Genomic DNA, 13,751 nt, shown 5'->3' on the forward strand with positions numbered 1-13,751 from the left:
GCAGTAGACAGCCGGGCTCGGCCCGGCGTCCCGTCAGATTCCCCCGGCCGTGTTGATCATCACCGGCCTTCTCCTGGTGCTCGTGGTGACCGCCGTCACCGGCTACTTCGTCGCGCAAGAGTTCGGATACGTCGCGGCCGACCGCGGCAAGCTACGCGCCGACGCCGAACAGGGCGATCAGGCCGCGGCCCGGGCTCTCAAGGTCACCGAGCGTCTCTCCTTCGTCCTGTCCGGGGCGCAACTCGGCATCACCGTGACCGCACTCCTGGTGGGTTATGTGGCCGAGCCGTTCATCGGTGAGGGCCTGGCCGCGCTGCTCGACGACGCCGGCGTGCCCACCGCGGTCAGCATGGGCGTGTCGGTCGCCGCGGCCCTGCTCATCGCCACCATCGTGCAGATGGTGTTCGGCGAGCTGGCCCCGAAAAACCTCGCCATCGCCCGCGCCGAGACCCTGGCCAAGGCGCTGAGCCGGTCCACGCTGATGTATCTCACGGTGTTCGGCCCGATCATCCGGCTCTTCGACCGCACGGCCGCCGGCCTGCTGCGGCGCATCGGCATCGAGCCGATCGAGGAGCTGCCCGAGGGCGCCACCGAGGAGGATCTCGAGCAGATCATCCGCGAGTCCCGGGCCAACGGCGGGCTCGACGCCGACCTGTCCTCGCTGCTCGACCGCGGTCTCGACTTCCGGGGTCGCACGGCGGCCGAGGCGATGATCCCGCGCGTCGACGTCCACACGGTTCCGGCCACGGCCACGGCGGCCGATGTGGTCGCGCTCCTCGACACGCACCGTTCCCGTTTCCCCGTACGGGGGGACGTCGTCGACGAGATCGTCGGTGTCGTCGGCATCGCGGACATCCTGGCCATCGCCCCCGCCGACCGCGCCACCACGTCGATCGCGTCGGTGATGTCGGCCCCGGTGCTGGTCCCGTCGTCGCTGCACCTGCCGGCCGTGCTCGAACGGCTGCGCTCGGCCCACCGCCAGCTCGCCTGCGTGGTCGACGAGTTCGGCGGTTTCGCCGGCATCATCACGCTGGAAGACATCGCCGAGGAGCTGGTGGGCCAGATCCGCGACGAGGACGACGAGGCCGAGCCCGCCCCGGTGCGCCAGCCCGACGGCTCGTGGCTCGTCCCCGCCCGCTGGCGGATCGACGAGATCACCGACGCCACGGGCGTCGACCTGCCCCTGGGCGACGACTACGAAACGGTCTCCGGCCTGGTCCTGTCCCGGCTCGGGCGGGTGGCCAAGGCCGGCGACTCGGTCACTCTCGACGGCGGTTCCCTTTCCGTACGGGTGGAAAGCGTCGACCGGCACGTTCCTCACACGGTTCGGATCTCACGATGAACGCCCTCTGGGTCACGCTGCTGCTGATCGGCAACGCCTTCTTCGTCGCCGCGGAGTTCGCCCTGGTGGCGAGCAAACGGCACCGCCTCGAACAGTCGGCTGCGGCGGGCAGCCGGGCGGCCAAGGCCGCGCTCGACGGCACCAAGGAACTGTCCGTCATGCTGGCCGGCGCCCAGCTCGGCATCACGCTGTGCTCGCTGGGCCTGGGCGCGCTGGCCGAGCCGTCGCTGGAGCACCTGTTCGGCCCGGCGCTGCACGCCCTCGGCCTGCCCGACGTGGCCAGCCACGTCATCGCGTTCCTGCTGGCGCTGATCATCGTCACGTTCCTGCACCTGGTGATCGGCGAGATGATGCCCAAGTCGTGGGCGATCACCCACCCCGAGCGTTCGGCGATGCTGCTGGCCGTGCCCTTCCGGCTGTACGCACGAATCGTCGGCCCCGCCCTGCGCGTGCTGAACGCACTGGCCAACCTCGCCCTGAAACCGTTCGGGGTGCACCCGCAGGACCAGCTGGCCCAGGCGCACGGGCCGGCCGAGATGCGTATCCTGCTCGACCGGTCCCGGGCCGAGGGCCTGATCGAGGCCGAGCAGAGCGAGCTGCTGACCAGCGTGCTGTCGCTGGCTTCCCTTCCCGTACGGGACGTCATGTTGCCCACGGCGCAGCTGGTGTCGGTGCCGGAGTCGGCTTCGGTGGCCGACATCGAGCTGGCCTCGCTCACCAGCGGCCGCGCACGCCTGGCCGTCACCGGCCCCGCCGAGCAGGTGGTCGGGGTCGTGCACGTCCGTGAGGCCGTCCGGGCCAGCGCGACGGGCCGGGCCGCCACCGCCGGCGAACTGATGGAGCCTGCCTTCCTGCTCGGCGCCGGGGTCAACGTGGTGGAGGCGGTCGAGGCCCTGAGGGCCGGCCGCACCCAGCTCGCGATCGTCACCGGCGACGATTCGGCCCAGGTCGGGTTCGTCGCCCTGGAAGACCTGCTGGAACAGGTCATCGGCCGGTTCGACGACGAGACCGACGCGCTGCCGGCCACGGCGGGCGCCTGAGCTGTACGTCACAAGCCACCCCAGCGTTGATTCAAGGAGGAATGACCCGGTGGTTTTCAAGAAGATGATGCGCGCCTTCGGCGTCGGCGGGCCGACCGTCGACACCGTGCTGGCCAACCCGAACACGCGGCCCGGTCTGGCCCTGGAGGGCCAGGTGCGGATCGCCGGCGGCGACCACGACGTCACCATCGAGGGAATCGTGCTCGGCCTGGTGACCCGGGTCGAGTCGGAGCACGGCGACAACCTCATCGAGTTCCACCGGCTGCCGGTCTCCGGGCCTTTCCAGCTGCGCAAGGGCGAAAACCGGGACCTGCCGTTCTCGTTCCCGATGCCCTGGGAGACGCCGATCACCGACGTCTACGGCCAGCGGCTGCACGGCATGACGATGGGTCTGCGCACGGAGCTGGCTGTGGCCAAGGCCGTCGACAAGGGCGACCTCGACCACGTGGCCGTGCACCCGCTCCCGTCGCAGGAGAAAATCCTCGACGCGTTCGCCCGGCTGGGCTTCCGGTTCAAGAACGCCGACCTGGAACACGGCGCCATCTACGGCGTCCGCATGACGCTGCCGTTCTACCAGGAGATCGAGTTCTACCCGCCGCCGCAGTACGCGGGCGCCATCAACGAGGTCGAGGTCACCTTCATCGCCGACCCCGAGGGCGTAGAGGTGGTACTCGAGTTCGACAAGCGCGGCGGCTTCCTGCAGCCCGGCCACGACACGTACGGCCGTTTCCGCGTCGCACACGCCGACGCCGACACAACCGACTGGACCGCAGTCGTCGAACAGTGGATCTCCGAGGCGGCGGGCCGCTACCAGGGCCTCCGCTCAGCCGGCGGCTTCCCCCACGGCGCCCCCGGCCACGGAGCTCCCGGCTACGGCGCCCCCGGTTACGGTGCTCCCGGCTACGGTGCCCCGGGTCACGGCGCCCCCGGCTACGGCCACGGCGGCGGCTACGGCCACCACGGCCACTACGCCGGCCACGGTCACGGCCGAGGCGGCATGGGCATGGGCGCAATGGCCGCAGGCGTGGCCGGCGGCGTAGTAGGCGGCATGATCCTCGGCGAGGCCATGGAAGACGCCTTCGAGGGCGACGACGGCGGCGGCGAAGAGGAGTGACCCCTCCGGCCGTGCGTCCCCCGAAGCGGGACGCACGGCCACCCGCGGGCGACCCAGCTACGCCCGGGCCGCCCGCGACACCCCGCATCCGCAAGACCCACCATGCCCGCCCCGCATCGCCTTAGACCCTCTCGCCCGCAACCCCGGCGTCAAGCCGGGCCCAGGTCCCGCGCCACGCCCGGCCCCCGCATCGCGCTCGGATCTCACGCCCGGATTCCGCCTCATGCCGGATCCCCGTTCCGCGCCCGGCCCCCCGCATCGCGCTCGGATCTCACGCCCGGATTCCGCCTCACGCCGGATCCCCGTTCCGCGCCCGGATTCCGCCTCACGCCGCATTCCCGCGCCGCGCCCGGATTCCGCCTCACGCCGGATCCCCGCGCCGCGCCCGCATCCGAACGCCCCACCCGGACCTCGTGGCGCGCCGCAAGCGGACCCTCGCCTTCGTCGCATCCCCGCGCTGCACCGCGCCCGGACCTCACGTCGGCGCCGCTCTCGGGTTTCCGCGCCGCAACGCGTCCCGCGTGCCGCGCTCCGGGGTGCGGCACCCTGCCCTGGTCTGAAACTTCGCGCCGCGCCTGGACGTCACGTTCGCGCCACCACCAAACTCCCGCGCCATGCTGTGTCCCCGTGCCGTGCCCAAGGCACCGCGCCTGCACCGGGTCCGAACTGCGCGCCGCGCCTGGACCTCACCTCCGCGCCGCGCCCGAACCCCCGCATCACGTCGCACCGGGAATCCCAAGCCACGCCGGACCTCGCGCCCGCGTCCCACTCCGGACTCCGCGCCCGCGCCCGGAACTGCCCGCGCCCGCCCCGGAACCGCCCGCGCCCGGAACTGCCCGTGCCCGCGCCTGGAACTGCCCGTGCCCGCGCCTGGAACTGCCCGCACCACGGCCGGACCTGCCCGCACCACGGCCGGACCTGCCCGCGCCGCGCCCGGAACCACCGGCTCAGAGCTCGCGGCGGCGGGTGACGCTAGCCGACGCTGGCGGTGGCCAGTTTGATGCTGAAGCCGACGAACAGAGCGCCCACCCCCGCGGCGGCGCCCGCGGCGAGCCGGCGGCGGCGCTGGAACTGGCCGGCCAGGAAGCGGCCGCCGAAGATCAGTGCGGACAGGTAGAGGGCGCTGAACAGCTGGACCACCGCGCCCAGCACCAGGAACGACAGGGCCGGATGGGCGTAGCCCGGCTCGACGAACTGGATGAAGAACGACACGAAGAACAGGATCGCCTTCGGGTTGAGCAGGCTGATCACGGCTGCTCGACGGAACGGGCTGCGGGCGTCGGTCGCCGGCGGAGGTGCCGGCGGCGGGGACGGCTCGCCGCGGCTGCGCCATTTGCGCCAGCCGCCGCGCACGATGCCGAACCCGACCCACAGCAGGTAGGCCGCCCCCGCGTACTTGATGATCAGGAACAACGGGGGATAGGTGCGCAGCAGCGAGGCCGCCCCGGCCGCCGACAGCACCATCAGCACCGTGTCGCCGAGGAAGACCCCGGCCGCGGCCCGATAACCCGCCCGCACGCCGAGCCGCGCGCCGACCGACAGCACGAAGATCGAGTTGGGCCCGGGCAGCAGAATGATGGCCAGCGTGCCGATCACGTACGTCCAGAAGTCGGTGATCCCCAGCATCGCGACCTCCTAGGCGGCCGTGAGGGCGGAGGCCCCACCCGCGGCCAGCAACTCCCGCAACCGGCGCCCGGCCTGGGGCCAGTCGTCGACGGTCATGCCGAACACTACGGTGTCGCGCCACGACCCGTCCGCTCGCCGTTTGTGCCGTCGGAGCACGCCCTCGCGGACCGCCCCGAGCCGGGCGATCGCCCGCTGCGAGCGTTCGTTGCGATTATCGGTGTACCAGAACACGCGTTCCGCGCCGAGCGTGTCGAAGGCGTGCGTCAGCAGCAGGAGTTTGGCCTCGGTGTTGACGCCCGTGCGCCACCACTGCTTGCCCACGACGGTGTGCCCGATGGCCAGGGCTCGCCGCTCCGGGTCGACGTCGTGATAGCCGGTGATGCCGATGACGTGGCCGGTGGCCGGGTCGACCTGGGCCCAGAAGATCCGGCTGCCGGTCCACCGGTCGCGCAGCAACGTGGTGAGGTAGTCGCGCATGGCCTCGACCGTCTGCGGGCGACGGACCGGCATGTGTTCCCACACCTCGTCGTCGCCGAGCGCCTCGACCAGCCCGGCCGCGTGACCGAGGGTGAGCGGCTCGAGGCCTACGTGTCGTCCGATGAGCGGAACCGGCGCGGCCCAGGGCAGGCCGGCGCCGGGCAGGTAGGCCGGGAGGTCGGCCTGGACACCGGCGTCGGGCTCGGGCGGGCCGAACACGCGGCGGACGGGAAGCACGCCGGCCCAGTGCGGCAGCGGCAGGTCGGTGGGGTCGTCGATCACGCCGCCGCGCCGGGCTCGGGCCGACACCTCGACCAGCGGCAACGCGAGCACACTGGTCTGTGCCGTCTCCTTGGCATCGGCGGGCCGGCTGTCGGTGGAGCGGCCGGCGCCCACCTTGTCGACCAGGGCCGCCATCGCCGCCAGTTTTTCCTCGAGGCCGGTGACCAGCCGGGCCCGCCCGTGCACGATCACGGAGCGGTAGTTAGCGCTGTGGTGCAGGTGGGAGCGGGCGTAGACCAGCCCGTCGAGCAGGGTGACGCTGACCGCGACCGGCACGTCGCCGCCGCGCGCCGACAGGCCCATCCGGCCGCCCGACGACCCGTGCAGATAGAGCGTCTCGCCGACGCGGACGTGCAGGGTCGGCAGCACGCGCGGCTCCCCGTCGTCGGCGACGAAGCCCACAGTGCAGTCGTAGGCCTCGTCGAGGATCTCGTGGGCCAGGGCACGGTCGTAGTGCATGCGGTCGCGATAGCGGGTGGCGGTCGTGCGGCTCGTCCGCGTATAGGTGTCGGACATCGGCCCTCCCAGCTTGCGTTTCACTTTGTGCTAGTACAGAATCCTTCGTGTGTCAGCACAGTATCAGGTCGAGGGTGACAGTGCCGCTTCGATTTCGGCCAGCATCGAGCGGGGCGTCCGCCGGGGTGTGTGGGAGGTCGGCACGGCCCTGCCGCCCGTCCGCGTGCTCGCCGAAAATCTGCACGTCAGCCCGGCCACGGTGTCGAAGGCATATCAGGAGCTGCGGCACCGTGGCGTGGTGGAGACCGAGGGCCGTCGCGGCACCCGCATCCGGTCCCGGCCGCCCGTCGCCGGCCCACGCTCCGCGCTGCGCCTGTCCGTGCCCGCGGGTGTGCGCGACCTTTCCTCCGGCGAGCCCGACGTCGGCCTGCTGCCACCGCTGGGCCGGGCGCTGCGGGCCGTCGCTGAGACCAACGGCCCGCCCCAGGGCTATGCCGCGGCCGCCGCGATGCCCGAGCTGATCGAGGCGGCCCGCCCCCGGCTGATCGCCGGGGGCATCCCGGCCGGCGGTGCCGAGATCACCGTTACCGCGGGCACTCTCGACGCCGTCGAGCGCCTGCTCACGGCCCACCTGCGCCCGGGTGACGCGGTCGCCGTGGAGGACCCGGGCTGGGCCAATCTGCTCGATCTGCTGGCCGCGCTGGGTCTGCGCCCGGTGCCGGTGTCCGTCGATCAGGAGGGGCCCGAGCCCGCGTCCATGTCGGCCGCCCTGCAAGCGGGCGCGCAAGCCGCGGTGATCACCGTGCGCGCGCAGAATCCGACGGGCGCCGCCGTCAGCGAGGCCCGCGCCGAGGCGTTGCGCGCCTTGTTCGCGGGCAGTCCGGGCGTTCTGGTGATCGAGGATGATCATGCCGCCGAGCTGGCCGAGGAGCCGCCCCACAGCATCGGCCCGGTCACCGGCGCGTGGGCCGTCACGCGTTCGGCGTCCAAACCCTTCGGCCCCGATCTGCGGGTCGCCGTGCTCGCGGGTGACGAGGCCACGATCGCCCGGGTCGTCGGGCGCATGCGCATCGGCTCGGGCTGGGTCTCCACGGTGCTGCAGCGCCTGCTCCTGCGCCTGTGGGAGGACGACGAGGTCACCGCCGCGGTTGCCGAGGCCGCCCGGGCGTACGGTCGTCGCCGTCGCGCCCTGCTCGAGGCGCTGGGGTCGCGGGGAGTCGCCGCCCTGGGCGCCACCGGCATCAACGTGTGGGTCCCGGTGCCCGACGAGACCCGTACGGTGGGCATGCTGCGCGAGGCCGGTTACGCCGTGGCCCCCGGTTCCCTGTTCCGCCAGTCGGCGCCCCCGGGCGTACGGATCTCGGTCGGTCCTCTGCCCGAGGCGGAGATCCCCGCATTGGCCGATGCCGTGGCCGTGGCCGTCAGCCCGCCGTCACTGCATGCGCCGACTCGTTAGGGTGCCTCCGATGCTTCTTCGGCCCCGATTCGGGTAGAACGTTCTCCATGCCTAGGACCGAAGCGCCGGTCGGCGCGCAGCAGTGGGTGCCGCCCGAGCCCCGCAGCATCGATCAGCTCAAGTCGGCCGCCGCCGGTTGTGAGGGCTGTGAGCTGCACGCCGACGCCACGCAGACGGTTTTCGGCCGGGGCGCGGCCGACGCCCGGGTGGTGCTGGTCGGCGAGCAGCCGGGCGACGTGGAGGATCAGAAGGGTCTGCCGTTCGTGGGCCCGGCCGGCCGGCTGCTGCGCGAGGCGGTCGACGACTCCGGTCTCGACGCGAGCGACGTCTACATCACGAACGCGGTGAAGCACTTCCGGTTCGAGCGGCGCGGCAACCGGCGCATCCATCAGAACCCCGGCCCGGCGCACATCACTGCCTGCCGGCCCTGGCTGGTCGCCGAGTTCTCGCTGCTCAAGCCCCAGCTCGTGGTCATCTTGGGCGCGACCGCGGGCCGGGCCCTGCTCGGCCCGTCGTTCCGGGTCACCCAGCAGCGCGGGCGGCTGATGCCGTGGCCGGCTTCCGCCCAGCACCCGGAGGACTTCCCGGTCGCCGAGATCCAGGCGCTCGCGACGATCCACCCGTCCGCGGTGCTGCGGGCCGACAACCGCGAGGTCGCGTACGGGGGGCTGGTCGACGATCTCAAGATTGCGGCCGCGGCCGTGAGCTGAGCAGTTGTTCGAGGCCGTCGAGGATGCGGTCCAGGCCGAACCGGAAGGACCGCTCCGAGTCCCGTACGGCGTTGTATTCCTCGCCGGCCGCGGTGCCGACCCGGCCCGAGATCGGGTAGGCGCCGGGCGGCATCACGCGTTCCAGCACCGGCGCGTTGATCGTCCACCACTCGAGGTCCGAGAGGCCGGACTGCTCGGCCGCGCGCAGGGCGTTGACGTCGGCTCGGGCCGAAGCCATCGTGAAGTCGCCGATCAGCGTGATGGTCTGGTCCATCTCCAGGTCGGTGAAGCCGGCACCCTCGATTGCCGTCAGCTGCCACTCGTACCGGTCGGAGCCGTTCGGCCCGATCCACGGGCGGCTCGGGTCGACCTGCAGCAGCCACGGGTGGCGGTGGAACTCGTCCCACATCTGCCGTGCCACCACGACGAGCCGGTCGCGCCAGCCGCCTTCGTGCGGGGGCAGGGCGGACTCGCCCATCACTTCGTCGACCATCAGGCCGATGAGCTCGTCGCGGCTCGGCACGTACGTGTAGACCGACATCAGCTTGAGCCCGAGCCGGTCGGCCACTTTGCGCATCGAGAACGCCGGTAGGCCCTCCTCGTCGGCCACCGCGATGCCGGCCTGGAGCACCTCGTCGACGCTGAATCGCTGCTTGGGTCCGCGGGTGCCCTGCGGAGTTCCGAGCTTTCGCCGCCACATCAGGGTCAGCGTGCGATCGACGTCCTGATTTTCCATGTGCCGAGATTACCCCGTGGGGTGTACGGTGTTGTCCGCACCGAAATACCGTAAGGCATACGGAGTTAGGAGCAGCGGTGAATCTGGTGGCGGATGGGCTGCGCAAAAGGTACGGAGACGTGCAGGCGCTGGACGGTTTCGACCTGGAGGTGCCACCCGGAGTGATCCACGGCCTGCTGGGCCCGAACGGTGCCGGCAAGACCACGGCGGTCAAGGCGCTGGCCACTCTCATCGATGTCGATGGGGGCAGGGCGGAAGTCGCAGGATTCGACGTACGCACTCAGCCCGCGCAGGTGCGGCGGCGGATCGGCCTGATCGGGCAGAACGCGGCGGTCGACGAGATCCTCGGCGGCCGGCAGAACCTGGTGATGTTCGGCCGGCTCTACGGGCTCACCAAAGTGGACGCGCGGGCCGCGGCCGATCGGTTGCTCGCCATGTTCGGGCTGGCCGAGGCCGCGGAGCGCGCCGTCTCGACCTACAGCGGGGGGATGCGGCGCCGCCTCGACATCGCCGCCGGGTTCATCCTCACGCCGGCCGTGCTCTTCCTGGACGAGCCCACCACCGGGCTCGACCCGCGGGCCCGCAACGAGGTCTGGGCGGCCGTGCGCGAGGTCGCCGCGACCGGCACCACGGTGCTGCTGACCACGCAATATCTGGACGAGGCGGACCAGCTGGCCGCGCGCATCTCGGTGCTGAACCACGGGCGGATCGTGGCCGACGACACCCCCGACGTGCTCAAGCGTGAGATCGGCGGCGACCGCGTGACGCTGACGATCGCTCCCGGCGACCCGCTGGACGACCTGGCCGGACGGCTCGGTGCGGCGGTCGGCGTCCCGGCCGTGGCCGACACCGGCACGCACAGCCTCACGTTCGAGGTGGGCTCGGGGGTGACCGGGCTGTCCCGCGTCGTACGGGCTCTCGACGAGTGCGGCGTCACGCCGGAGGATCTGGTGCTGCGCCGGCCCACCCTCGACGAGGTCTTCCTCACTCTGACCGACGCTCCCCGGGAGGCCGTGCAATGACCGCCGTACGAGCGGGGTGGATCCTCACCCAGCGCAACCTGGCCCACTGGGTCCGTCAGCCGTGGGCGCCGATCTTCGGCCTGATGTTCTCGATCATGCTGCTGCTGGTGTTCGGCTTCCTGTTCGGCGGCGCGATCAACGTGCCCGGCGGCGGTGACTACATCACGTTCCTGCTGCCCGGCATGCTGGCGCTGAGCATGATGTTCGGCGTCGAGAGCACGGCCACGGCGATGGCCGGCGACGCGCGTAAGGGCATCACCGACCGGTTCCGCTCGCTGCCCATCGGCAGTGCCTCGGTCGCGATGGGCCGGGTCGGCGCGGACCTGGCCAACTCCGCCGTCGAGCTGCTGGTGCTGCTGGCCGGTGGGCTGCTGATCGGCTGGCGGATCACTTCGGACCCGGGGTCGGCCGGGCTGGCCGTCCTGCTGCTGTTGCTCTTCCGGTTCGCCATGCTGTGGATCGGCATCTATGTCGGGCTGAGCTTCCGGGGCGAGGGCGCGACGATGGCCGTCCAGGTTCTGGTGTGGCCGATCGGCTTCCTGTCGACCGCGATCGTCTCGGCCGAGACGATGCCGGGCTGGCTGGGGGCGATCGCCGCCTGGAACCCGCTCTCGGCGACGGCCTCGGCGGTGCGCGAGCTCTTCGGCAACCCGACCGGCATCACCTCGGGGCCGCTGGCCGACGCGGCGGTGTGGCTCGCGCTGGGCTGGCCGCTGCTGCTCACGGCGATCTTCCTGCCGCTGTCGGCGCGGGCGTACCGGCGGCTGCGCAGCTGACCCGCTGTCGGCGCGGGGCCGGGGCCGGCGCGGGGAATGGGTAGGCTCGTGCTGTGCGGTTGACAGATTTCTGGGCGCGGCTGGAGGAGTCCTTCGGCCCTGTTTACGCGCGCAGCATCGCGGCGGACCATTCTTTTGCCGGCCTCGGCGACCGGACGATCGACAAAGCAATTGCGGACGGTATCGATACGGCTACTATCTGGCGCGCGGTTGTGGCCGCTTACCCCGATCGGGTGCCCTCCCGCCTGCGATGACCCATTTTTAGTACACCCGTTCTGGCGTGTCACTCGTTCGTCGTACACGTGTTCGGCTATTGTCCACAACGGCTTAGTTATCCACAGGCCACGGCAGGGCGGTCGATTTTTGTCATACCCACCGCCTACCTTGTTGCCCGTGGTGAACAGAAGCGCATCGGCGAAGACGCCCGCGAAATCGAGTACAGGGGTGGCGGACATGGTGGCAGGACCTGACCGGGACAAAGCGCTCGATCTGGCGCTGGCGCAGATCGACAAGCAGTTCGGCAAGGGCTCGGTGATGCGGCTGGGGGAGCGGCCGGTCGTGCAGACCGCCATCATCCCCACCGGCTCCATCGCCCTTGACGTGGCGCTCGGCGTCGGCGGCCTGCCGCGCGGCCGGGTCATCGAGATCTACGGGCCGGAGTCCAGCGGTAAGACGACCGTCGCGCTGCACGCGGTGGCCAGCGCCCAGCGCAACGGCGGCATCGCGGCGTTCATCGACGCCGAGCACGCCCTCGACCCGGAGTACGCGAAGGCTCTCGGTGTCGACACCGACGCGCTGCTCGTCTCCCAGCCCGACACGGGTGAGCAGGCTCTCGAGATCGCCGACATGCTGATCCGCTCGGGCGCGCTCGACATCATCGTCATCGACTCGGTGGCCGCCCTCGTGCCGCGCGCCGAGATCGAGGGCGAGATGGGCGACAGCCACGTCGGTCTGCAGGCCCGCCTCATGAGCCAGGCACTCCGCAAGATCACCGGTGTGCTCAACAACTCGGGCACCACCGCGATCTTCATCAACCAGCTCCGCGAGAAGATCGGCGTCATGTTCGGCTCGCCCGAGACGACGACCGGTGGCCGCGCGCTGAAGTTCTACTCCTCGGTGCGTCTCGACGTGCGTCGCATCGAGAGTCTGAAGGACGGCACCGACGTGATCGGCAACCGCACCCGCGTCAAGGTAGTGAAGAACAAGGTGGCCGCGCCGTTCAAGCAGGCCGAGTTCGACATCATGTACGGCAAGGGCATCTCGCGCGAGGGCTCGCTGATCGACGTCGGCGTCGAGCAGAGCATCATCCGCAAGTCCGGCGCCTGGTACACGTATGACGGCGACCAGCTCGGCCAGGGCAAGGAGAAGGCGCGCGAGTTCCTCAAGGAGAACCCCGACGTCGCCGCCGAGATCGAAAAGAAGATCCTCGAGAAGCTGGGTGTCGGTCAGACCACCGGCGACGCCGCGGGCGGCCCCGAGCTTCCCCCGGTCGACTTCTGATCGGTAGGCACGCGTCATGCCGGCCCGACGGGGCGCGCGTTCCGGGCGCGGGTGGGATCCCCTCCCGCCCCGCCCAGCTCGCTCCTACGATGAGCACCCGCCCGGCGAGCCCTCGCCCGACGACGATCCGGAACGCGGCAACGTTCCGACCCGTCGCCGGCGCACCTCGCCGGGCGGAATCCCCTACCGCGACGACCTGACCGTCGGCGGCGAGCCCGGCCGCTACAACCTCACCCTCAACCCCGAACCGGGTCGCTACAACCTCGTCCCCGAGGGTGGCCCCGGCCGTTACGACCCGACGGGTGACGGCCTGACCGGCGACTCGCCGCAGGGGCAGCGCCGACGTGGGCGGCGTCGCGGCGAACCTGCTTCGCCCGACGAGAGCGCCGGGCATTTCGACGACGACATGGAGCTCGCCGCCGACGACGATACCGATCCTTTCGCCGGCGGCAGCGGACGTTCCGGCGGCCGGCGTTCCGCGCGCGGCGGACGTTCCAGCGGTGGACGTTCCGGTGGTGGACGTTCCGACGGCGGTGGGCGTTCCGACGGCGGTGACCGGGGAAAGCCGGCCGGTCGAGGCGGGCAACCCGAGCAGAGCGAGGGCGAACGGGCCCGCGAGATCTGCTTGCGGCAGCTCGCCGTGCGACCGCGCACCCGGGCCGAGCTGGCCAAGGTGCTGGCCCGCAAGGAGATCTCGGAAGAGGTGATCGCCGAGGTTCTCGACCGTTACGACGAGGTCGGGATCATCGACGACGCCGCCTTCGCCCGGGCGTGGGTGTCCAGCCGGCATCACGGTCGTGGGCTGGCCCGCCGCGCGCTGGCCAACGAATTGCGGCAGCGCGGTGTCGACGCCGAGGTGGCGAGCGAGGCCCTCGAGTCCGTCGACGACGAGGACGAGGCCGCCACCGCCCGCGCCCTGGTCGACCGCAAGCTGCGTACGGCCACGGGCGCGCCCGACGCCGTCTTCCGGCGCCTGGTCGGCATGCTGGCCCGCAAGGGCTATCCGGCCGGCGTGGCCATCCGGGCCGTGAAGGACGCCTTGGCGGACAGGGACGCGGAGGCCGCCGAGTTTGCCGACCAGCTGGACGCGGACGCCCTGACCACCGACGCCGACCCCACCGCCTGACCCACCCTCGGTGCCGCGCCGACCGGCAGCCTTCGGGCTGGTCGGCGGCCTGGAGCCGCACTCCGGAGGCGACGGTCCACAGAGGTAA

General features: G+C 71.6%; 13 protein-coding genes. 10 read left to right on the top strand and 3 right to left on the bottom strand.

The window, feature by feature from the left end:
- Window positions 1–49 precede the first annotated feature (49 nt).
- From BKA14_RS37750 to BKA14_RS37760, 3 genes are read left to right on the top strand one after another with little or no spacing between them, the layout of a single operon-like run.
- Window positions 50–1,342 (top strand): hemolysin family protein, encoded by a 1,293-nt coding sequence (locus BKA14_RS37750; RefSeq protein ID WP_184955517.1) that lies wholly within the window; start codon window positions 50–52, stop codon window positions 1,340–1,342.
- Window positions 1,339–2,382, top strand: a complete 1,044-nt coding sequence (locus BKA14_RS37755) for a hemolysin family protein (protein ID WP_184955518.1) — start codon at window positions 1,339–1,341, stop codon at window positions 2,380–2,382. Before BKA14_RS37750 ends, BKA14_RS37755 begins: the two co-directional genes overlap by 4 nt.
- A gap of 49 nt (window positions 2,383–2,431) precedes the next feature.
- Window positions 2,432–3,496: a sporulation protein gene (locus BKA14_RS37760; RefSeq protein ID WP_184955519.1), complete on the top strand. Its 1,065-nt coding sequence runs from the start codon at window positions 2,432–2,434 to the stop codon at window positions 3,494–3,496.
- 972 nt (window positions 3,497–4,468) lie between these two features.
- Here the strand turns inward: BKA14_RS37760 and leuE are convergent.
- Window positions 4,469–5,122 (bottom strand): leucine efflux protein LeuE, encoded by a 654-nt coding sequence (leuE, locus tag BKA14_RS37765; RefSeq protein WP_184955520.1) that lies wholly within the window; start codon window positions 5,120–5,122, stop codon window positions 4,469–4,471.
- A 9-nt stretch (window positions 5,123–5,131) separates the two neighbouring features.
- A complete protein-coding gene (locus BKA14_RS37770; RefSeq protein ID WP_184955521.1) occupies window positions 5,132–6,397 on the bottom strand; it encodes a bifunctional pyridoxamine 5'-phosphate oxidase family protein/GNAT family N-acetyltransferase in 1,266 nt (421 codons plus the stop codon).
- Between the two features lie 49 nt (window positions 6,398–6,446).
- Here BKA14_RS37770 and BKA14_RS37775 point away from each other — a divergent pair, with 49 nt between their 5' ends.
- Entirely contained in the window at window positions 6,447–7,793 is a 1,347-nt protein-coding gene (locus tag BKA14_RS37775; protein WP_184955522.1) for an aminotransferase class I/II-fold pyridoxal phosphate-dependent enzyme, read from the top strand.
- 47 nt (window positions 7,794–7,840) lie between these two features.
- Window positions 7,841–8,503, top strand: a complete 663-nt coding sequence (locus tag BKA14_RS37780) for a UdgX family uracil-DNA binding protein (protein ID WP_184955523.1) — start codon at window positions 7,841–7,843, stop codon at window positions 8,501–8,503.
- Here the strand turns inward: BKA14_RS37780 and BKA14_RS37785 are convergent.
- Window positions 8,475–9,239 (bottom strand): TetR/AcrR family transcriptional regulator, encoded by a 765-nt coding sequence (locus BKA14_RS37785; RefSeq protein ID WP_184955524.1) that lies wholly within the window; start codon window positions 9,237–9,239, stop codon window positions 8,475–8,477. The genes BKA14_RS37780 and BKA14_RS37785 overlap by 29 nt on opposite strands.
- A gap of 77 nt (window positions 9,240–9,316) precedes the next feature.
- On the opposite strand from BKA14_RS37785, the gene BKA14_RS37790 reads away from it, so the two are divergent.
- From BKA14_RS37790 to BKA14_RS44640, 5 genes are all read left to right on the top strand, one after another.
- Window positions 9,317–10,261, top strand: a complete 945-nt coding sequence (locus BKA14_RS37790; protein ID WP_184955525.1) for an ATP-binding cassette domain-containing protein — start codon at window positions 9,317–9,319, stop codon at window positions 10,259–10,261.
- Complete coding sequence (locus BKA14_RS37795; RefSeq protein WP_184955526.1) at window positions 10,258–11,037, top strand: ABC transporter permease; 780 nt, start codon at window positions 10,258–10,260, stop codon at window positions 11,035–11,037. The genes BKA14_RS37790 and BKA14_RS37795 overlap by 4 nt, the downstream gene beginning before the upstream one ends.
- A 53-nt stretch (window positions 11,038–11,090) precedes the next feature.
- Window positions 11,091–11,291: a DUF3046 domain-containing protein gene (locus BKA14_RS37800; RefSeq protein ID WP_184955527.1), complete on the top strand. Its 201-nt coding sequence runs from the start codon at window positions 11,091–11,093 to the stop codon at window positions 11,289–11,291.
- Window positions 11,292–11,490: 199 nt separating this feature from the next.
- Window positions 11,491–12,537 carry a recombinase RecA gene (gene recA, locus BKA14_RS37805; protein ID WP_184955528.1) on the top strand — a complete coding sequence of 349 codons (1,047 nt, stop codon included), beginning with the start codon at window positions 11,491–11,493 and terminating at the stop codon, window positions 12,535–12,537.
- 406 nt (window positions 12,538–12,943) lie between these two features.
- On the top strand, window positions 12,944–13,663 hold the full coding sequence (locus BKA14_RS44640; RefSeq protein ID WP_239092538.1) for a regulatory protein RecX: 720 nt from the start codon (window positions 12,944–12,946) through the stop codon (window positions 13,661–13,663).
- The last annotated feature ends 88 nt before the right edge of the window (window positions 13,664–13,751 follow it).

It is taken from the genome of Paractinoplanes abujensis, assembly GCF_014204895.1.
In the GTDB taxonomy this organism is placed as follows: Bacteria; Actinomycetota; Actinomycetes; order Mycobacteriales; family Micromonosporaceae; genus Actinoplanes; species Actinoplanes abujensis.

Excerpts from the sequence above, each read along its gene's own strand:
- BKA14_RS37785 (WP_184955524.1), bottom strand. The coding sequence starts at position 9,239 with ATGGAAAATCAGGACGTCGATCGCACGCTGACCCTGATGTGGCGGCGA.
- BKA14_RS37770 (WP_184955521.1), bottom strand. The coding sequence starts at position 6,397 with ATGTCCGACACCTATACGCGGACGAGCCGCACGACCGCCACCCGCTAT.
- BKA14_RS37780 (WP_184955523.1), top strand. The coding sequence starts at position 7,841 with ATGCCTAGGACCGAAGCGCCGGTCGGCGCGCAGCAGTGGGTGCCGCCC.
- recA (WP_184955528.1), top strand. The coding sequence starts at position 11,491 with ATGGTGGCAGGACCTGACCGGGACAAAGCGCTCGATCTGGCGCTGGCG.
- BKA14_RS44640 (WP_239092538.1), top strand. The coding sequence starts at position 12,944 with ATGGAGCTCGCCGCCGACGACGATACCGATCCTTTCGCCGGCGGCAGC.
- BKA14_RS37795 (WP_184955526.1), top strand. The coding sequence starts at position 10,258 with ATGACCGCCGTACGAGCGGGGTGGATCCTCACCCAGCGCAACCTGGCC.
- leuE (WP_184955520.1), bottom strand. The coding sequence starts at position 5,122 with ATGCTGGGGATCACCGACTTCTGGACGTACGTGATCGGCACGCTGGCC.
- BKA14_RS37755 (WP_184955518.1), top strand. The coding sequence starts at position 1,339 with ATGAACGCCCTCTGGGTCACGCTGCTGCTGATCGGCAACGCCTTCTTC.